Below are 18,906 nucleotides of genomic sequence, written 5' to 3'. Positions count from 1 at the left end.
TAGAAGAGTAGGGCAGATTAATCATCAAAACTATTCTCGTAAATATCCATAAACGAAGTGACTTGGCGTGCCTGCTCTACGGCTTCTGCATCTTCCGTCTTCACTAACTGCCAGCCATATGTTCCATACTCTTTAAAATTCGATTGAGATAGGGAAGAGAGTCCACATTCTTTTTGAATAGCTTCTATGCCCTTTGCAAAATCAACCTTCATCTGCTTCAAGGCATTCTCTGGATGTTTGAATACAGCATATCCTTCTTGATTAGCTCCGATTTCATAGGCCGGATTGTCTCCCCACTGCGAAATATCTACATCTCCTTTGATCCCTTCAATGCCGGCAACATACTCTTTGACGTATTGCTTGTTCTTAGGGTATTGCGGGTAGTCTAAATCAATAATTATTGCAACCAGGACGAGTATGCCAATCAATGTTGAACAAGCAATAAGAATGCGTTTCTTCATAAAGCTCCTCCCACGATCATCCACTAATTTCACCCTCACTCATTAGACGATATAAAGAAGCATTCGGTATGGTTACTTGTTGATCATTCCCATCATTTGCAGCCCCGCCTGGACAAAGGAGTTCGTTTCTTCTTTGGCGGTGGAGTAGGGGATGAATAAATGAAGATTATACCAGAGCCCTTCTTGACCCGCTACCGGAGTCGAGGCGAAGAATGAAGTGTTGGACAGCTCCTTCCAGGCCTCTTCCCGCGTCTGGTTAAATTGAACGCGGGCGAAATAGCCTGAGTTGCCTAATGAACTGTAATTAATAAACCCGCCTTGGCATTCATTGGCTGTGTCCGGCCAGCCATCCTCTATCCAGCGGTCTGCCCGAAGCGACTGGATGATAGGAGGCTCTGTGTTCTCTACAGCCCAGTAGCCGACTTCCAGGCCGTTCCTTTCAATGCGGTAGCGGAGACTGGCGCCGGCATCGGACCGAGGGGGGAGCGTTTGAGGAATGGCACTCCAATTCGCCGGTAAAGGCAGTGTGATCTCGGAGGTCCCAGTGATGGATTTCGGGACGATGATGGAACTTAACGACTCCTCATCATCTTCAGAGAATGGATTTGGAATGAAATCCTCCTGTTTAACCAGGCCGTATAATCCACCAGGGGCGTAGAAAAAGTAGAAATCGCCTTTTCCGGAAATCGTGGTGGGCTCGGTTACCATAACCAGGTTAGATGAACGGTCTCCTGTAGGGCTGCCGGATTCATCGTATATGAGGGCTTCGGCTTTAAGCCTGCCTTCCTTCGCCAGCTTGGGGTCATAGGCACGCAAATCGGAAGCTTTCATCCAGCGGTCGCCCATGACTCCAGCTTCGAACATTTTGAATTCAATTCGCAGCCATTCGCCATTATTATATTCTCCGACGACCTGCACCACCCTCCAGTCATCCAGAGGAAGCGGGTCGGATGCTGTTGATCCGGGAAAGAGATAGATCGGCGTATTGGGTCTGGGAACGAGCATGGGATAGGGAGTGACCGCCTTGATCTTCATGACTTCCGGGGTGAGGTACCAGGCCGGAAGCCACCCTTGCTTGTCGCCTTGGGCAATCAGCGCATAGATGTCTTGGAGCTTACTGACGGTGTATACTTGGCCGGGCTTGGTGCGGAATACATAATCACTGGTGTAGCTCTCGGGCTGGGGCTTGACGGTAAAAACGTCATGAACCTCGTATGTCTGGCCGGGAATGATGGCGGCGGGAGCTAAAGCCGGATTGTTCGTCGGGGCTGCGGATGGGCTGGCTGTAGGGACGGCAGGAGCGATAGGCCTGGACATGCCGAGACTTCCCAGCCGCTGCCCTGCCCAAGGCGTCTGCGCCAGGCCTACCCACAGGAGAATAAAGACCGTAGCTACGGCGAGTCCATTGTATAGACGGCGTTTGAATAGGCGTTGTTGACGCTCAGCTTCGGGCGTCAAGGTGAAGAGCGTCCATCCGGCTTGGGGTACCATCGGTCTGGCATAATCACTTTCTATGTCGTTTCCCGTAAGTTCGTTCGGATCAGCTTTCTCCAGGGTTTCAGAGATCTGATCCGGGCTGAAGCCGCCACCGGGCACCGGGCTTTTCAACAGCGCATACCAGTCCGGTCTTCTATCCTCGTTCATGCACCTTCATCTCCTTTCCCTCAGCATTCAGAAGCAGCGCCATTCGGGCCCTTGCCCGGGACAGGCGCGATTTGACGGTTCCTTCCGGGATGTCCAGCAGCGCGGCTATCTCTTTCGTGCTCAGCTCATGTTTGCCGTCGAGAATCAGCACCTCGCGCCATTTGCGCGGGAGCAGCAGTACGGTATCCCAGAATTCAGTTATCTCTAAATGGCTTAGCGCCTCGGCTTCGGCGGAGCGGTGAGAGTCCCGTGGCTCCGGTGCTCCCATGAGCACGGCGCGCCGGAAGAAGACCGTCCGCCGGTAATCGACAGCCACCCGGCGGGTAATGGCGAACAGCCAGGTTCTCAGCGAGCTCCCGCCGCGGAAGCTCTCAAACTGCCGGTACACCCGCAGGAATACGTCCTGGGTGATGTCGTCTGCAACATCTCTCCGGCCGGTCTGCATATAGGCGAAGTGCCAGACATCGGAACTGTACGTCTCCATCAGCTTCCGGAAGGACTGATGGTCCAAAGCTTTTCCGTAAGGCAGAACATGATCATCCACTAATTTCACCTCTCATCCATTAGACGGTATAATGGTGCCTTCGGTTCCGCATTCTAAGGAAGATATTTGCAGCGGTGGATGGTAGACCGGGAAGGTGTTCCTTTTTTCACGGAAGTGTGGTAGAACAATAGAAGGAGTATTACGCCGCAGCGGCACACAGAAAGGGATGCGTGGTTGAATGTATGTAGTATGCAAGGAGCATGTGGAGCTGGCTATCGATATGTTTGTGGACGAGTTCGAGGATGCGCCGGATATCGTGGATTTGAAAGAAACAGAATTCTCGGATTGGGACCCGCCCGCCAAGTGCGCGGAATGCGATAAAAATGCGGAGTATTTGGTGGTTTAACCGCTGACTGATGAGATGAATCATTCCAAGCCCTGCGGATGCGGGGCTTTTTTCTGTATAAGAGATCTACTGTGCAGTCTGTCTGTTTGCTTGAATTAGAAAAGACCCGGAACGTGGGGTACCCAGAATAACTTCGGGGAAGATTCAATAATTTTTCACTTTTGACACTTCAGAAGACGTGCACATGAAATCACCTTATTCCTACGGAGATGGAACTATTTGAGTCATAATGTAAGTGAAAACTGCAGAAATGCCGGAGAGATGATCATTGGCTTTTCATGAAGCTGCCCAGTACTGAGATAGACTGGAGGATAAGTGATACGATGGGGTATTAGTGAATCCTTAACATTGTGAATTTTTTCACTACAACATTGCGGTATCCCTTTTACACTAGAGATACGGCGAATAACAACCGTGAAGCAACATGCAAGTGAGGGAGAGTACAATATGGAACATTCCAATGATGAGTTCGACAAAGGACAGGACTTGGTCCGGCCGCTACAAGAGGAGGGTAATCATTCCCGGCCTGATCCTAATGTGGATGCCCGCAATCTGCTGATGAGCAGGTGGTACAGGAGTATGCAAATTCCGCTTCCGGAAGTGGCCTGCCTGGTGAACAATGCTACCTCTCAGCAGGTCTCAGAGAAGAACGTCGAACCGCAGATCTCCATCAAGGAACATATCCAGGCAAGTGCCCTTCTGCTCGATAAAATCACCGAGATTCATCATGAACTCGCACACATCGATAGCCGACTTAATCAATGCAGGATCAAGCGGGTACCCCGCAGGTACCGTCTCAAGCAGACCCGGCAGAAACAGTTGCTAAAGGAGCAGGATCTGAGAGGAATGGTTCATGAGTGGATGGATTTGCAGCCGTTTACCTTTTTCAGCTTAAGGATCGAGAACGGGGATGTCCTGATGACAAATAATGATGTGGAGCTGGAGTACAACTGGGGTGTTGCGCTGATGGAGGAGGATGCGCACAAGCTGGGCGTACAGCTGAATGATCGGATAGAGGTGCTGCCTGCAGTGCGGTGTATGTCTTCGGTGATCCGCCTCCGGCATCATAATGATTTCTCCTACAGCTCATTTTCTTTTATGATAGATGAAATGAAGCGGCAAGGGCTTGAAATCAAGGACAATATTACCGGAAGAATCCTAATGGATGATTATGAAGGCGGGGCTTTGGGCTCTTATCTAGAAGTGAACATTCCCATTTGACTTTGAATATACGAAGAGCCGTGCCGGGTGCACGGTTCCTTTTTTAATACGTCCCTGAAAGGACGGTGCCGGGTTTTCTTCTTGTCGATTATGGTACACTATGGGGAAAGGCAGGCTACGGGAGGGATTCGCAATGAAAGAGGACAATCCAGCGGCTTCACATCTGGAGACACCGGAACAACTGTATGCCGCGCTCGCCGAGATCACAAGATGGGAGAAAGAGCAGAACAAGCTGATGATCTGGGACCGGATTACCCGCCTCCCGTTCAAGCTGCTCGATAAGATCACACCCCAATTTGTTCATGATAAAATAGGGCTGCTGCTCGACGAGCTCGGCGGCTATATCCAGAACGGCGGCAATTATCTGGTCTCCGGGCGTAAGGTGGGTTCGTTGATGGCTGAACACAGCTTGGCGGCGGGCGGTCAGGGGACCGGACCGTATCCGCTTATGGTGATGGATGCAGCTGCGCTGAAGCTGTCGGAGAGCCGGCGGAACTTCGCAACCGTTCAAGGCGCGTCTACCGGATTCGGCGGGGTGTTCACCCTAGCGGCCGATATTCCGGCTGTTTTGGGTTTGTCGCTGAAGGTGATTCAGGAGATCGGACTCTGCTACGGCTATGATCCAACGAATAAAATCGAACGCATCTTCACCGTGAAGGTCATGCAGTTCGCTTCTTCAGATGTCGTGGGCAAGCGGACAATCCTGCAGGAGTTGAACCTGCAAACTGGTGGGGACGGTGATATCCTGGCAGGAACAAACGCGGCAATCTCCAAAATCCAGGGCTGGCGCGAAGTCATTACCATGTACCGTGACAACTGGGGTTGGAAGAAGCTGATGCAGGCGGTGCCGGTGGCAGGGATGTTCTTCGGTGCCTATACGAACCGCAAAGCATTGGAGGATGTGGCGGAAGCGGCAAGGATGCTGTATAAGAAGCGGCGGATATTGGAGCGACTCGTGGAAGGGGATTCCGGGGCGGGTACGTTTCAAGGGATGGACTCGTAAAAGACAAGGGAACCTTCTTAATCCGGCACTAGGATTATGGATTCAGTCCGTTTGCGGGTGGTTTTGAGTTGAAGAGGCAAAAAGGCTGCCCACCCTAGATTAGGACGAGCAGCCTTTACATAAATGGCATTCTCAGGTTCACGTTGCTATAGCAGCATTGTGGAAGGTTCAAATAGATGATGTCCGGGAATGAGCTTTTACAGCAGCGCCTGAATAGCAGGCTCGATGTCCAGCGGGTCCACGGGAGACTCGAAACGTTTCACAACGTTCCCTTCCCGGTCGATCAGGAATTTCGTGAAGTTCCATTTGATCTCATCGTCATTGAGGGAGGCTGGATCACGGTCCTGAAGCATCATTCGCAGCAGCTTGGCGCTGGCATTATTCTCATCGAAGTCCTCAAATCCGGCTTGCTCCGTCAAATAGCTGAACAGCGGATGCTTGTTCTCGCCTTTGACATCAATCTTCTCAAAGAGCGGGAAGCTGACTCCGTAATTGATCTGGCAGAATACGTTGACCTCATCGTTCGATCCTGTCTCTTCTCCGAACTCGTTACTTGGGAATCCCAGAATTTGAAGCCCGCTGTCCTGATACTTCTCGTGAAGCTTCTGAAGATCGGAATACTGCGGGGTGAACCCGCATTTGCTGGCGGTATTTACGATCAGCAGAACCTTACCCTTATATTGATCAAGCCGGGTATCCTTGCCCCGTATGTTGCGGGCTTCAAATTGATAAATACTCATGGATTAACCATCCTCTCGGGAGTTGCGAAAATATATTGATATTAATTTAATTGTATACAATATAAAATGAGATGTCAAATTGCTCAGATGTGATCAGGCGTTATAGCTATCCGTGTTGTAGTTATCGTCGGGTGCGAACGTGGAATCATACATTAACAAGATAGTGGAGGATTATATGTTAATTCAAATTATTGGCGTGGGTAAATTGAAGGAAAAGTACCTGCTGGACGGTATCGCGGAGTATGCGAAGCGGCTGACGCCCTACCTCAAGTTTCAGGTGATTGAGGTGGCGGATGAAAAAGCACCCGACTCTCTGAGTGACGCAGAGGTCGGGCAGGTGAAGGCGCGCGAGGGTGAGCGCATCCTCTCGCAGATCAAGAGCGAAGCGCATGTCATTGCGCTCGCGATCGACGGCAAGCTCTGGAGCTCCGAGGAGCTTGCCGCAGAGATCGACCGGCTCGGTACCTACGGGACGAGCCATGTCGTCTTCGTCATCGGAGGCAGCCACGGCCTCTCCGATGACGTCATGCGCCGCGCCCAGCAGCGCATGAGCTTCGGGCGCATGACGCTGCCCCATCAGCTCATGCGCCTGGTGCTGGTGGAGCAGGTGTACCGCGCGGTGAAGATAAATCGGGGGGAACCGTACCACAAGTAAAGCACATTGGGAAGCGATAACGAGAAATGCTGTCCGCTTCGTGCTAGCACGGAATCCCCTCGGATTTGCAGAAGGGTAGACTTGAGATATCCATGCTAATTTAACTTTAATGCTTAAGATTTTTGGATGTCCCTGTGGTATCATGAACATGCCTATCATCTCGTTACATCTGAAGGGGGAAGAATTTGCTTATGAACATGGCCAATTACCATAAATATGAGGATGTATCTGAATTAGATGAGGCCAAGTCAGCGCTAGATGGTGAAGCAGCCCGGTTGGCAAGTTTGATTTACACGTATACTTCGCAGGATGGAACCTATGCTTCACCGATCCCTGGTCTGTATGTGAACCGATATTCGCAAGTAGAAGCGGCGGATGATGTTCACACCATGTTCTCGCCGGTAATCTGCATTGCAGCGCAAGGGAAAAAGCGAATTACCGTAGGTAAGGATGCTTTTGAGTATAGTGCTTCGCGAATGTATATTGCCCCCGTTGCCTTGCCTGTTGCGATGAAAATCATGCAGGCCAGCCCCCAAGTCCCGTTCTTGGGGATAGGTTTATACCTCGATCCGCAAAGGATTGCTGCGTTGCTGCCTATGGTATTTCCTAATGGTTTGCCGGAGGTTCGCAATCGCAGTGCGTGCTACGTCATCGAAGCTGATTTAGCCATGATGAACGCCGCTGCAAGATTGATGGCTTGTCTGTCCTCTCCCGATGATGCACAAATGCTGGCTCCGTTGGTGAAAGACGAGATTTATATCCGCCTCCTCCGTAGCCCAATCGGTGTTTATGTTGCCGAGACCGTTCTGGCGGAATCGGGCATGCAGCAGGTTGCAATAGCGATTGATTGGCTCCAAAATAACTTTTCCCAGCCGTGGAAAGTAGCGGATTTGGCAGAGTTGGTTCATATGAGCGAAACGTCGTTTCGCGAGTATTTCAGATCGGCTACTGCGATGAGCCCTCTGCAATATCAAAAGGTGCTGCGCCTGCAAGAGGCGAGGCGTCTAATGTTATCTAGCTCCATTGACGCAACTACGGCGAGCCGGCTTGTAGGCTATTTGAGCGATTCCCAATTTAGCCGCGATTACAGCCGATTTTTTGGGTGCCCTCCAACTAGAGATATCACAAGGTGGCGTCAGGAACAGCAACAATTGAAGTGAAACGCACACTTAAACGGCTTTTCAAATTTCCGCGGGCATAGAGCCTAGCGGATTTTTTCCTTATTAAGCGGCGGAATCTGTAGAATCAGGCAAAAACTCCGACGGAAAAGGCAAAGACCGCAATGGTGAATCCCCTATACTAAGAGTAAACATTCTATCGATAGGAAAGGGGCTTTCTAAAAATGCGTGTATTGGTTACAGGGGCGACAGGCTTCATCGGAGGGGCGGTCGTAAGCGAACTGCTGGATGCCGGTCACCAAGTGGTTGGTCTTGCTCGTTCTGAAAAAGCCGGAAAACGGCTTACGGCATTGGGTGCCCAGGTTCAAATCGGTTCGATTGAGGATTTATCAGGCTTGCGCAAAGTAGCTGCTGCAGTAGACGGGGTCATTCATTTGGCCTTCTTCCACAAGTTCTCGCATGCGGGCCTTCCAACTCGGCTTAAGGTTTTATTCGGCGGGAATCCTCGTCATGTGGTGATGCGATTTATGAAGGTTGCAATTGAGACCGACAGGCGAGCCATCGAGACACTTGGCACCGCCTTACCCGCCGGTGACCGGGCGCTTGTCGTCGCGATGCCTATGATGACGCTTACTCCCGGCCGTCTCGGAACCGAGGACAGCGCTGGGGACCCTCAATCCCCAGGTGGATTACGCGTCATTTCTGAACATACCATCTTAGACTTGGCGAAACGGGGGGTACGTTCCTCGATTGTACGCCTCCCACCGATTGTACACGGTGAAGGCGATAAGACGGGCTTGTTCCCAAATCTGGTGAACATCGCTCGCAAGAAGGGTTTCTCCGCCTATACAGGCTCCGGAACCAACCGTTGGCCATCCGTGCATTTACTGGATGCGGCACGTCTTTTTAGACTCGCCTTAGAACAAGCTCCGGCAGGGTCCCGGTTTCATGCGGTGAGCGAAGAGGGCATTCCGTTTCAAGAGATCGCCACGGCTTTGGGCCTTCATCTGAACTTGCCGGTCCAAGGCATTGGAGTTGAAGAAGCAGGTAAACATTTCGGATGGCTTGCGCCCTTCACGAAAACGGATAATCCCGCGTCCAGTGCGTTGACGCAGGAGCGTTTGGGATGGGATCCAGTACATCCTACCCTTATAGATGATATTCGGAAGGGGTATTATTTCTAATTCTAACTGTAAACCGAAAATGGATGTTTCGTGGAAGGGGCGATTTCGTTGTTGATTTCAGTGACACGGGTACGAGTAAAGGGCATGTGGATGCTTCCGTTTTTTATTTACCATATCGTCCGGTCAACGAAGCAACTGAATAGGGCTGCCGGACTGCTGCATTCCGACCTCACACGCGACAGTTGGAGAGTAGGCTGGACGATGTCGGTATGGGAGAACAAGGATCGCATGCTGGAATACCGCAATCATGGCAATCACGCCAAGGCCATGCGGATCGCACGCCGAATTGGCGATGAATTTGATGCCGTCCACTGGGATGCCGATACTATTCCTAGCTGGGAGGAAGCGAAGATCCGTTTGCATCAAAAGTACGGCAGGAAACTGGACCAGAACCAGCGGTGAATTGCGTCCCTTTCGACCCCTAGCTGTTGCCTTAATCGAGAAGATCGGTATTGACTCTATAGCCACTATAGGGTTTAAAGGGGCAACCGCTTCACGGTGCATCAACGGAGGAGGATTATTCATTGGGAAATAAGATGATTCGGGCAATCGTTCTCATTCTTGCATTTTCGATTGCCGGATACGCAATTGTTCAGTATGGTGTGCTTAAAGCTAGTGATGCGGGACTTGTCTCTTTCAAATTGCAAAAGCCGAATTTTGAATTCAAACCATGGATATACGTACTATACATCCACATTTTTACCGCGATATTTGCCTTGATCATAGGACCCTTTCAATTATTTATGAAGCCAACGAATGCTAGGAAACGTTGGCATCGCCTATTGGGGTATGGATATGTTCTTTCGATTACAGTTAGTGGGATCGTGAGTGTGTATTTATCCCTTTTTGCGACAGGAGGTTGGATTGCCGGGCTTGGGTTCATGTCGCTCGATATATTGTGGGTAGCGACTACGCTAACTGCAACGAGAAAAATTATGGCCAAAGACATCCAAGCACATAAAGCATGGATGCTTCGCAGTTATGCGCTTACTTTTGCAGCTGTGACGCTTCGAATCTGGTTAGCGCCGCTGGCTCTTCTGTTTGGCGATTTCGAGGTGGGGTTTCGGGTTGTCGCTTGGGTTTGTTGGATTCCTAATCTGCTCGTCATAGAAGCCGTGATTTCCAGAATGAGGTTGCGGCAGCGGCAATGATTCACAACTGCCATGCCAAAACGATCCGTAAAACCGCGCATCCATGGCGCGGTTTTATTTTACGTAAGGTGGAATGTGGTTCGTGCCGGGCCCCCAATGACGGGAGTTTTTACGATGAAAAGCGAGTATGGAAGGAAAATCGTTTCGACTGGACGAAAGGAAAGGGAGAGGAGTGCTCAAACTTGGAATAGTTTGTCCCAGTTGGACATATCCCTTCACCCGCTAGGACATGGTGGAGGGACTTTACTTGGAAGTGAAGCTAAACGAGAAGGTCGTGTTCACCTGGGGCTGGACCAGCTCAGACTCGTTTCCGCCAGACTCCAGCACCGTTGAGATTCAATTACGAGATCAGAGCAACGGAACGCAACTGATCTTAACGCACGACGGTTTACCGGTTTCGCGCAGACGTACGCATCGGGCCGGATGGAATTACTACCTAGGTCGATTAGAGCTAGTCCTGCTCGGGTTGGAGCCCGGCCCTGGTACGTTCGCCATATCAACCACCCCTTTCTTAATGATAAAGAGGATATTCGCTCATCGTACTTCCTTGAAGAGGTTGCAACTGAGTTTGATGTCCAGGGTTAGAATTAGATTGGACATGCTTTGCATGGGATGCTGATCTAAGATTAACTGAGTTTATAGGCTTCGAGGAAATTTAAATTTCGCCATTAGAGTGTTACGGTGAACCTTATCATAAGTAGCGGCAAGTTTTTTATGCAATTCCTCGCGGGGCATAATGGAAAATTGGGACCTTTGTCAAGAGGATTGAATTTCCTTCTCTTTGCATGATAGCAGGCTTGCCTTTACTGTTTACCAGCGTGTTATCATGAGGTATTCTGGTCTACAGAGCACTTTCGAATAAAGGAGCAGATAATGAATACTAAGCATCGTAAAGTTATTTTAGCCATAACCCTATGCTATACCGTGTTGATTCTTTATTTCATGTTTATTGCTTTCGGCAGAGCAGATACCGTAGGCCGGGATACAGGCTACACCTTTCTATTTTTACCGCTTGATTTCTTCAGGCTGCCGGATCTATCGGATCTTCTACATCCTACGGTGATGGATGCTGTGGGTTTTGGGAACATCGCAGCCTTCATCCCTTTCGGTATCTTAATCCCGTTGTTATATCGAACCGGCTTCATTCGGTTCATGATCCTATTCATCCTGTGTATCCTTGTGCTTGAGACCGTTCAGGCGCTCACTTTGCTCGGCAGCTTCGATATGAACGACGTTATTCAAAACTCTGTAGGCGCAGCAGTCGGATTCGGGGCGTTTAGATTCGGATTTCGTACAAAAAAGGTCCGGAGAAACCTAGCCGCTACGGGCATCTCCGCCATTGTCCTGATGATCGGGATTTGGGGGAGCTTCGGGATCGTCGACAAAGTGTTCACTAAAGAACTAGGTCCCTTCGTTGCATTAAACGAGTTGAAAAACAGCGGTGCAAGTTCATCGACGGGAACAACGCGAGACAGCTTCCAGATCGGCGGACAAAACGTAGAGCCCCAGTATAATGCGTACAGCACCGAAGGTGAAAGTACGGTGACTTACACATATACGTTAGGTAAAAAGGAGCTTTATCTCTACTTGAATTTTGGGATTCCCGATCAAGAGGATGCTCATGGGAGCCTGCGCATCTCTGTCGATGGCCAGGAGTATCTGTCCACGTCCGCAGAAGATCCAAGCCATGAACCGGGGATGTCCTCCATTTATCTTCAAGGGAACAATGAGCTCACGATCACTCTGGAGGGGAATGAGAGAATATGGGATGTCGGATTCAGGGAGATGAGGTACTCCTGGAATAAGTAAAGGGGCAAGGTCAGGTTTATTAAAAGCAAGGGAACAGCAAATATCGCTGTTATGCTAATCACCATTCCGCAGATGTTTCTGTGTGGAGGGTTTATTCCAATTAGCAATTCGAGTGGCATTCTGTATGTTTTAAGCCGTCTCATGCCTATGACTTACTCTTCTAAAGTAAAAAAAAAGCTTGCAACTATATTTATTTAAAGTCGCAAGCCTATTTTCGCTTTATAGATGTTACGGTGAACCGTATCACAAATAGTGGTAAAGCGGAGAGTAGATCTTGTTGTTAATCTGGAAGATTGGAACATTACGGCGTAAAACTTATTAATGAGCGAATTAGGGATTCACTTCCGTTAACCGCACTTCATTAAGCTTAGATAGTTAATCACTTCTATTCACCACTTAAAACTACTCTTCACTTACCTCTGTCCACCAAATTCCACCACGTTTAACCAAAATCCCTACCGCCCTTTCGGCTTTGTCTTAGAATTGGTCTCGATATGAATTTTTACTGCTATAGTTATCCGACAGTTGAATAACTTGCTCATTTAAATGGGATTTCATTTCTATAAGCTTTGTGTATTTCTCTCTTTTTTAGCTTAACTGACTTTTTCATTTTCACGAAATGTACTATATTTCAATATTCTATATTTTTTTCAAACTAAGTATTGGAATATTTAAAGCATAGATTACAGCTGACAATGCTACGCAAATACTAACTTGTGCAAGTGCATTGGAATTAAAAATTATTAAGTTTAAAAAATCAGTCAATACAGTCCGAAGTGAGGGTATGGGGATGAATACACTTATAATTGTGGCAATAATTAAATCAATTAACCATCCAAACCAAAAAGTTTGCATTAATGTTAAGGTATGAATAGTAACACCTACTAATAAATAGAAAGCAAACTGCATGAAAAATGCTACAATAATGCCATGCTCCATCCAACCAAACAGATCAATAATATTCCAGATAGTAACTACGGATCCCATAACACTATCAACTGTAGCGTATAATACGAGATTGATAATAGAAAGAACTACTGAAAGAATGATGTAGTTTATTATAGAAGCCCAAAAGAAATCTGCCTTTTTCGCATTAAGATGCATGAATTTCCTGAAATTAACAGATGGAATTAACACTGCAGCGATAATAAGTGCAAGGATTAATAGATTCCCTTCACTAACTTCTGTATTTTTTGAATTTAATAAGTAGCGTATAAGGATTTGGATAAATACACTCGCAAAGGACAAGAGAGCAACTAAATAAGCTATCCATGTAGTTTCCGTGAAGTTGGTTTTTGTAATAGCACCTACGCTTTTCATCCTAAATTTCATCTTGGTCTCCTTCTACAATATTGATAAATAATTCTTCTAATCCTAGTGATTGAAGCTTGATTGCATCTTTTGTTACTATTCTATCTCCAAATATGTACGCACTAGTAAAGCCAGCAATTGTTTTTTCACCAATAACATTAAGTCCTTTCGTAGTATTCTTCACATCATTTGTCTTACCTGTGAGAGAATAGGCTTTCGCATCGATATCATTAATACTTGCGTGCAAAAGAATTGACCCTTGCTTCATTATTATAATATCCTCTGCAAATCTTGAAATCCCATCAATCAAATGAGTGGAAACAATGATAATTCTTGGGTAATATTCGAAACTGGTCTGTACTAGTTCATAAAAACGTTCGCGCATGATAGCATCAAAACCAAGTGTAGGCTCATCCAATATGACTACTTTTGAATTATTAGCAAGGTTCAATAGGGTTGTTAACATCGTTTGCATCCCGAAAGAGAGCTGCTTATACTTCTTATTTTCATCAAGTTTAAATTTCTTTATCATGCTATTTGCAAACTCCAAGTCGAAATCATCCTGCAAACTGTTTGCAAGATTTATTAAAGCTCTAACTTTTAAATTGAACTGTGATACTCTACTTTCGATAAAATTTACGCAAGATGGCATATTAAAAGTAGATGCTTTTTGATTATCTACAGTTATCTCACCTTCACTTGTATTAAGATGTCCTGCAATTAACTTTAAAAAAGTAGTTTTGCCTGCACCATTTCCACCAAGTAGACAGTAAATTTTATTTTCAGAGATATTTAAGTTAATATCATTAATAGCTGTAGTTGATTTAAATGTTTTGGTAACATTTAAAAATTTAATCATTACCATTCTCCTCAATCATTTTTATAATATCTGCCTTTGAAATATCAAGTTTCTTGGCTTCGTTAAGCATAGAGGATATAGTCTTATTATAAAATTCGTGTTTTCTTCGCCCCACTATGATGCTTTTAGCCTCTTTGGTCACACACATGCCAATGCCTCGTTTCTTATATAAAACCCCTTCATCAGCCAGATTACTAATGCTTTTGACAGCTGTTGTGGGATTGACAGAATGCAATTTTGATATCTGTGTTGTGGAAATAATAATATCATCTGTTTTATAAACATCAGCTATAATATCGTCCTCAATCATCTCCATAATTTGAATGTAAATTGGGCTATCGGTATTCATTTATTTAACTAACCTCCGATATTGATAAGCTAACCATGTGACTCATTAACCAAAGCGTATCATTATTAATTAAATTGTAAATAGCAGAAATAAAAAATTTATGAAAGTTCCTATATATTAACGTTTCAAGTAGCTGCTTTGTAAAACAGAAGCTGTAAAAAACCTTATTTCAGGTCTTTTACAGCTTCTGTTTTCTTAGTTAACTGGTATAAAATCTATGATTTTCTGTGCAAGTACATCAGGTGCAAAATCTTGAAGATAATGTCCGTAGTCGTCCATTAATACATACTTACTATTAGCAATTTTTGAAAGGTAAGCTATTTGGAACCCTTGCCATTGTTCTTTACTATAACCAAGACCAATCCCGTCACCATTCGAAATGAAAAACAATACTGGCAACTGCGGTGGAGGCAATGCATCTACTTTATGAGCGTTATCCATAAGCTCCACTATCTCTTCAACCATCGGTGATGTATTCGTTCTATTATAATATATTGCTCTGTATATATCTTTTTCATGGTCTGTCAGGGCTCCTGCCGTTATTGCCGCTTCGCCTTCAACCATGGATGGGATAAACCGCGTTATTCCCATATTTTCTGCAAATGCAAGAATCTTTATTTTAGTTATAAAATCAGCTATTTTCGGCGAACTGGGGTCGAAATATGCATTTACGGTACCCACATCTATTCCTACAATAGCAGATACTTCATTTGGATATTTCTGAGCCCAATAAACGGACTCCAATCCCGCAATAGAATGAGGAACCAATACATAGGGAGGTTTCAGACCGGCTAATAATAACGCTTGTCTGTCCTCCTCCAATACGGTATCAAGATCTCTAGGAACGTCCGCAACATCGCTGTAACCATACCCTATTCTTTCTGGTACAGCGATTTTATATTTATCACTTAATCGAGAATATAAGCTTTTAAAATCTAATATAGGCGAAGCTGTTCCGCCTCCTGCCAGAAATACTAGGGTTGTATTTCCCTGACCTTCCGTATAGACACTCATATTATGTCCATCTACTGAAACCATTTGACCCATGGGCTTCACTAATGCAGCTTCCTTGCCCAAATGGATTTTGTGATTAATGATTACAACTAAAGTAGCTAATATTAAAATACCTACAATTCCTCCCAAACAGTACCCTATTATCTTTAGTATTTTCTTCACTGTTGTTCCTCCTTATTAAGAGTGCTTTTGCATTCTAGCATTCTTCTAAATACTTTCCACTCCGTTGTTAATGGGTTAGTGATTTAACTCATTAACCAGAGTATGCCATAGACTAATTGAATTGTAAATAGCAGAAATAAAAGAACTTAATTCATTCCAATGAAAAGGAATTGAGAATTCATTGAAATTAGCTTATATCTCTCAACTAATAAAAAAAGCGTTCACCCAAGTGAGTGAACGCTAAGAAGAACTATTCATATTGTTCAAGACTTTGTTTGCTACTAGGGAGTGATAATAAATTTTTATAAGTTTCACATCATCATTGGGCAATATTTCTCCGTAAACGCTCCCGTTCTTTAAGGACGGCGGAGCCGTTTATTTTGAAATATATCATCGACGGGAACAACGCGAGACAGCTTCCAAATCGGCGGACAAAACGTAGAGCCCCAGTATAATGCGTACAGCACCGAAGGTAAAAGTACGGTGACTTACACATATACGTTAGGTAAAAAGGAGCTTTATCTCTACTTGAATTTTGGGATTCCCGATCAAGAGGATGCTCATGGGAGCCTGCGCATCTCTGCCGATGGCCAGGAGTATCTGTCCACGTCCGCAGAAGATCCAAGCCATGAACCGGGGATGTCCTCCATTTATCTTCAAGGGGACAATGAGCTCACGATCACTCTGAAGGGGAATGAGAGAATATGGGATGTGGGATTCAGGGAGATAAGGTACTTCTGGAATAAGTAAAGGGGCAAGGTCAGGCGCGGCTGGGAGAGAAGCTGGGTTGAGTCCCGAACGGGTGGAGAAGCTGCCACAGTAAGGAATGTTCCCCCGTTAAAAAGAGCCGCCACTCAATGCGCCAGATGCTCATACTTGTGTAATAAAGAAAGCGCTCATTAGCGTGTCTTTTTTTTTTGCTCTATATATGTTACGGTGAACCGTATCATAAGTAACTACAAATTTTTTTGATTTATGGGTCATAAGGAGGAAAAAATGACTGAATTACTAGCTCCAGCAGGAAATATGGAAGCTTTAATAGCTGCAATTTCTAATGGTTGTGATGCAGTATACTTAGGAATGCAAAAATTTGGTGCACGTGCATACTCATCTAATTTTGATTTTGAATCGTTAAAAGAGGCTGTTACGTATGCGCACCTGAGGGACGTTAAAGTCTATGTTGCAATGAATACCATCGTTTTTGATAACGAAGTTGAAGAGATGAAAGAGCAAATACGCTCATTAAATGAAATCGGTGTGGATGGCATTATCGTCCAGGACCTGGCTGCTTTCGATTATATCGTTAACAACTTTCTTGATATGGAAGCACATTGTTCAACTCAAATGGGAATAGACGATTTAGACGGAACTTTATTATTTAAAGAACTTGGTGCTAAGAGAGTTGTTCTGTCCCGTGAGGTTGAGGTTGAGAAAGTAAAAGAGATCAAAAGAAAAGCTGAAATACCTTTAGAAATTTTCGTTCACGGTGCTTTATGTGTATCTTACTCGGGAAACTGTCTCATGTCAGGATTAATGGGCAATCGAAGCGCAAATCGCGGAAGATGTGTGGGTTCATGCCGTAAGGTGTATGAACTAATGGATAAGACAACAGATACATCTTTAGGTGAAAGCTATATTCTATCTACTAAGGACTTAAACACAATCGATTATATCGAGGACTTAAAAGAAATCGATTCTTTAAAAATAGAAGGTCGAATGAAAGTGCCTACGTATGTTGCTAATGTTGTATCCAAATATCGCATGGCCTTAGATCATAAAATAACCGAAGAAGATAAAGAACATCTGAAAAAAACATTCAATAGAACATTTACGAAAGGATATTTATTTCGTGAAGATAAGAGAAATATTACAAACATCTTAAGACCTAATCACTTTGGTTATGAAATTGGAACCATTAGCAAGATTGTTAAAGACATGTATGAAATAACCCTTACGCGTACTTTAAATCAAAACGATACCATTCGAATAAGTCACAACAATGAAGATGTTAATTTAACGGTTGCCAAACTGTACGATAAAAATGGCGAATTAATCAACAAAGCAGATGATGTCTGCTACATCAAAGTCAAAGAAAAGCTGTCTGTGGGAGATTTAGTATATAAAACGAAGGATTATTTCTATAACAAAGAATTAGAATCATCACTGGAAAAAGAATTTAAGCGGTTTAACCTCGATATTAGAGTATATGCAAGTCCAGATTCAAAGCTATTCATAGATGCAGAGGGCTTAGGCTTTCATTATTCATATGAGAGCGAGGAAATACTAGGCGAAGCCATTAATAATCCAACAACAAAAGACCAGGTAATCAAGCAATTTTCAAGATTAAATGATACGATATTCGAACTTAATCAAGTTGAGTTTGAGGAATGCAATGCATTTATTCCAGCTAAACTGTTAAATGCAGCAAGAAGAGATATTGTACTGGGCTTATATGACTTAAAGCTTAACAGCCAGAAGAAAAGAACCAAATCTTTGGAAGCAAAAGAAAAAATAAGCTTTGCCCCTGAACAACCATACCTTACGGCCTCTGTAACGACTAAGGAGCAGTATGATGCTTGCGTGAGCTGTGGAATTAAGGAAATCTATTTTGACAATGTTGTTAGAAGAAATCAGAATCGTTATAAGGAAAAAGAAGGGCAGCTACTCATCGGAGGATATGGTGGAATTTATCACTACAGAGAAAGTAATCCGTTTGTTACGGACTATTCTCTAAATGTTGTTAATGCTACCAGTTGCTATGAATTATATAAATTAGGTGCAAAACGAGTCACTTTATCTTATGAATTGAATAAGAGCCAAATTGAAGATTTAAGGAATGCCTATTATGAAGAAAATGACGGCTATCCTGCACTGGAAATGATTGTATATGGCAGGGCTCCTTTGATGTTTACAAAATATTGTCCGATGAAAAAAATGGATCAATGCAGAATATGCAAAACGAAGAGCTATGAGTTAAAAGATGAGCACGGAACGTTACCTATCATTTCCCATAATGATTGTTCAACGACTATCCTTAATGGGAAGACGCTTAATCTTTTAGATGAGCTACCAAACATCAAAGGAATCGAAGCGCTCAGATTAAACTTCACAGTTGAATCCAAAGAGCAGGTTGTGAAAGTCATTAATATGGCGTCAGGTAAATTAAATGGCTCAATGAATCATGCTGTCTTTAATCAGGAAACAGACACAAGAGGACATTTTAATAAAGAGATTGTGTAGGTAGCCAAAGGGAGGGTCTGTCAATAATTTTGTGTAAACTCTTTAGCAAGGAATTCCCCCGAGGGGGAATTCGCGATACTAGCGTAAGTACTGGC

20 protein-coding genes are annotated in these 18,906 nt (G+C 45.0%); 12 read left to right on the top strand and 8 right to left on the bottom strand.

Annotated features, from left to right (window positions below; all coding sequences use genetic code 11):
- Positions 1 to 17: 17 nt before the first annotated feature.
- The 3 genes from ACAN55_RS22830 to ACAN55_RS22820 all read right to left on the bottom strand — a co-directional run bounded on the left by ACAN55_RS22830 (position 18) and on the right by ACAN55_RS22820 (position 2,658).
- Positions 18 to 461 (bottom strand): hypothetical protein, encoded by a 444-nt coding sequence (locus ACAN55_RS22830; protein WP_379138496.1) that lies wholly within the window; start codon positions 459 to 461, stop codon positions 18 to 20.
- 72 nt (positions 462 to 533) lie between these two features.
- Positions 534 to 2,105, bottom strand: a complete 1,572-nt coding sequence (locus tag ACAN55_RS22825; protein WP_379138493.1) for a hypothetical protein — start codon at positions 2,103 to 2,105, stop codon at positions 534 to 536.
- Positions 2,092 to 2,658, bottom strand: coding sequence for an RNA polymerase sigma factor (locus ACAN55_RS22820; RefSeq protein ID WP_379138489.1), 567 nt, complete (start codon positions 2,656 to 2,658; stop codon positions 2,092 to 2,094). Before ACAN55_RS22820 ends, ACAN55_RS22825 begins: the two co-directional genes overlap by 14 nt.
- Positions 2,659 to 2,827: 169 nt before the next feature.
- Here ACAN55_RS22820 and ACAN55_RS22815 point away from each other — a divergent pair, with 169 nt between their 5' ends.
- From ACAN55_RS22815 to ACAN55_RS22805, 3 genes are all read left to right on the top strand, one after another.
- Positions 2,828 to 2,995, top strand: a complete 168-nt coding sequence (locus ACAN55_RS22815) for a CxxH/CxxC protein (protein WP_379138486.1) — start codon at positions 2,828 to 2,830, stop codon at positions 2,993 to 2,995.
- 447 nt (positions 2,996 to 3,442) lie between these two features.
- Positions 3,443 to 4,216 (top strand): MerR family transcriptional regulator, encoded by a 774-nt coding sequence (locus tag ACAN55_RS22810; RefSeq protein ID WP_379138483.1) that lies wholly within the window; start codon positions 3,443 to 3,445, stop codon positions 4,214 to 4,216.
- Positions 4,217 to 4,349: 133 nt separating this feature from the next.
- Positions 4,350 to 5,219, top strand: coding sequence for an EcsC family protein (locus ACAN55_RS22805; protein ID WP_379138481.1), 870 nt, complete (start codon positions 4,350 to 4,352; stop codon positions 5,217 to 5,219).
- 197 nt (positions 5,220 to 5,416) lie between these two features.
- On the opposite strand, the gene ACAN55_RS22800 is transcribed toward ACAN55_RS22805, so the two are convergent.
- Positions 5,417 to 5,959 (bottom strand): glutathione peroxidase, encoded by a 543-nt coding sequence (locus ACAN55_RS22800; RefSeq protein WP_379138478.1) that lies wholly within the window; start codon positions 5,957 to 5,959, stop codon positions 5,417 to 5,419.
- A 175-nt stretch (positions 5,960 to 6,134) separates the two neighbouring features.
- Between ACAN55_RS22800 and rlmH the strand changes: the two genes are divergently transcribed.
- From rlmH to ACAN55_RS22765, 7 genes are all read left to right on the top strand, one after another.
- Positions 6,135 to 6,614 (top strand): 23S rRNA (pseudouridine(1915)-N(3))-methyltransferase RlmH, encoded by a 480-nt coding sequence (gene rlmH / locus ACAN55_RS22795; protein ID WP_379138475.1) that lies wholly within the window; start codon positions 6,135 to 6,137, stop codon positions 6,612 to 6,614.
- A 191-nt stretch (positions 6,615 to 6,805) separates the two neighbouring features.
- Positions 6,806 to 7,774 carry an AraC family transcriptional regulator gene (locus tag ACAN55_RS22790; RefSeq protein WP_379138472.1) on the top strand — a complete coding sequence of 323 codons (969 nt, stop codon included), beginning with the start codon at positions 6,806 to 6,808 and terminating at the stop codon, positions 7,772 to 7,774.
- 182 nt (positions 7,775 to 7,956) lie between these two features.
- Positions 7,957 to 8,916 carry an SDR family oxidoreductase gene (locus ACAN55_RS22785; RefSeq protein WP_379138469.1) on the top strand — a complete coding sequence of 320 codons (960 nt, stop codon included), beginning with the start codon at positions 7,957 to 7,959 and terminating at the stop codon, positions 8,914 to 8,916.
- 60 nt (positions 8,917 to 8,976) lie between these two features.
- Positions 8,977 to 9,318 (top strand): DUF3291 domain-containing protein, encoded by a 342-nt coding sequence (locus tag ACAN55_RS22780; protein ID WP_379138466.1) that lies wholly within the window; start codon positions 8,977 to 8,979, stop codon positions 9,316 to 9,318.
- 122 nt (positions 9,319 to 9,440) lie between these two features.
- Entirely contained in the window at positions 9,441 to 10,067 is a 627-nt protein-coding gene (locus tag ACAN55_RS22775) for a DUF2306 domain-containing protein (RefSeq protein WP_379138463.1), read from the top strand.
- A gap of 229 nt (positions 10,068 to 10,296) precedes the next feature.
- A complete protein-coding gene (locus ACAN55_RS22770; protein WP_379138460.1) occupies positions 10,297 to 10,686 on the top strand; it encodes an SRPBCC family protein in 390 nt (129 codons plus the stop codon).
- A gap of 254 nt (positions 10,687 to 10,940) precedes the next feature.
- Positions 10,941 to 11,876 carry a VanZ family protein gene (locus ACAN55_RS22765; RefSeq protein ID WP_379138457.1) on the top strand — a complete coding sequence of 312 codons (936 nt, stop codon included), beginning with the start codon at positions 10,941 to 10,943 and terminating at the stop codon, positions 11,874 to 11,876.
- A 639-nt stretch (positions 11,877 to 12,515) separates the two neighbouring features.
- Here the strand turns inward: ACAN55_RS22765 and ACAN55_RS22760 are convergent.
- The 4 genes from ACAN55_RS22760 to ACAN55_RS22745 form a co-directional block, all read right to left on the bottom strand.
- Positions 12,516 to 13,208: a hypothetical protein gene (locus ACAN55_RS22760; RefSeq protein WP_379138455.1), complete on the bottom strand. Its 693-nt coding sequence runs from the start codon at positions 13,206 to 13,208 to the stop codon at positions 12,516 to 12,518.
- Complete coding sequence (locus ACAN55_RS22755; protein WP_379138453.1) at positions 13,198 to 14,046, bottom strand: ATP-binding cassette domain-containing protein; 849 nt, start codon at positions 14,044 to 14,046, stop codon at positions 13,198 to 13,200. The genes ACAN55_RS22760 and ACAN55_RS22755 overlap by 11 nt, the downstream gene beginning before the upstream one ends.
- On the bottom strand, positions 14,039 to 14,395 hold the full coding sequence (locus ACAN55_RS22750) for a GntR family transcriptional regulator (RefSeq protein WP_379138450.1): 357 nt from the start codon (positions 14,393 to 14,395) through the stop codon (positions 14,039 to 14,041). Before ACAN55_RS22750 ends, ACAN55_RS22755 begins: the two co-directional genes overlap by 8 nt.
- A gap of 195 nt (positions 14,396 to 14,590) precedes the next feature.
- Positions 14,591 to 15,571: an alpha/beta fold hydrolase gene (locus tag ACAN55_RS22745; RefSeq protein WP_379138447.1), complete on the bottom strand. Its 981-nt coding sequence runs from the start codon at positions 15,569 to 15,571 to the stop codon at positions 14,591 to 14,593.
- Between the two features lie 528 nt (positions 15,572 to 16,099).
- Here ACAN55_RS22745 and ACAN55_RS22740 point away from each other — a divergent pair.
- On the top strand, positions 16,100 to 16,321 hold the full coding sequence (locus tag ACAN55_RS22740) for a hypothetical protein (protein ID WP_379138444.1): 222 nt from the start codon (positions 16,100 to 16,102) through the stop codon (positions 16,319 to 16,321).
- A gap of 246 nt (positions 16,322 to 16,567) precedes the next feature.
- Entirely contained in the window at positions 16,568 to 18,811 is a 2,244-nt protein-coding gene (locus ACAN55_RS22735; RefSeq protein WP_379138441.1) for a U32 family peptidase, read from the top strand.
- The last annotated feature ends 95 nt before the right edge of the window (positions 18,812 to 18,906 follow it).

Source organism: Paenibacillus oryziterrae (genome assembly GCF_042610485.1).
Taxonomy (GTDB): domain Bacteria; phylum Bacillota; class Bacilli; order Paenibacillales; family Paenibacillaceae; genus Paenibacillus_AQ.
The sequence above is the reverse complement of the archived record's forward strand: the minus strand, read 5'-3'. Positions and strand labels throughout refer to the sequence as shown.

Coding starts and splice junctions, on each gene's coding strand:
- ACAN55_RS22830 (WP_379138496.1), bottom strand. CDS start 461: ATGAAGAAACGCATTCTTATTGCTTGTTCAACATTGATTGGCATACTC.
- ACAN55_RS22825 (WP_379138493.1), bottom strand. CDS start 2,105: ATGAACGAGGATAGAAGACCGGACTGGTATGCGCTGTTGAAAAGCCCG.
- ACAN55_RS22815 (WP_379138486.1), top strand. CDS start 2,828: ATGTATGTAGTATGCAAGGAGCATGTGGAGCTGGCTATCGATATGTTT.
- ACAN55_RS22810 (WP_379138483.1), top strand. CDS start 3,443: ATGGAACATTCCAATGATGAGTTCGACAAAGGACAGGACTTGGTCCGG.
- ACAN55_RS22805 (WP_379138481.1), top strand. CDS start 4,350: ATGAAAGAGGACAATCCAGCGGCTTCACATCTGGAGACACCGGAACAA.
- ACAN55_RS22800 (WP_379138478.1), bottom strand. CDS start 5,959: ATGAGTATTTATCAATTTGAAGCCCGCAACATACGGGGCAAGGATACC.
- rlmH (WP_379138475.1), top strand. CDS start 6,135: ATGTTAATTCAAATTATTGGCGTGGGTAAATTGAAGGAAAAGTACCTG.
- ACAN55_RS22790 (WP_379138472.1), top strand. CDS start 6,806: ATGAACATGGCCAATTACCATAAATATGAGGATGTATCTGAATTAGAT.
- ACAN55_RS22785 (WP_379138469.1), top strand. CDS start 7,957: ATGCGTGTATTGGTTACAGGGGCGACAGGCTTCATCGGAGGGGCGGTC.
- ACAN55_RS22770 (WP_379138460.1), top strand. CDS start 10,297: ATGGTGGAGGGACTTTACTTGGAAGTGAAGCTAAACGAGAAGGTCGTG.
- ACAN55_RS22765 (WP_379138457.1), top strand. CDS start 10,941: ATGAATACTAAGCATCGTAAAGTTATTTTAGCCATAACCCTATGCTAT.
- ACAN55_RS22760 (WP_379138455.1), bottom strand. CDS start 13,208: ATGAAATTTAGGATGAAAAGCGTAGGTGCTATTACAAAAACCAACTTC.
- ACAN55_RS22755 (WP_379138453.1), bottom strand. CDS start 14,046: ATGATTAAATTTTTAAATGTTACCAAAACATTTAAATCAACTACAGCT.
- ACAN55_RS22750 (WP_379138450.1), bottom strand. CDS start 14,395: ATGAATACCGATAGCCCAATTTACATTCAAATTATGGAGATGATTGAG.
- ACAN55_RS22735 (WP_379138441.1), top strand. CDS start 16,568: ATGACTGAATTACTAGCTCCAGCAGGAAATATGGAAGCTTTAATAGCT.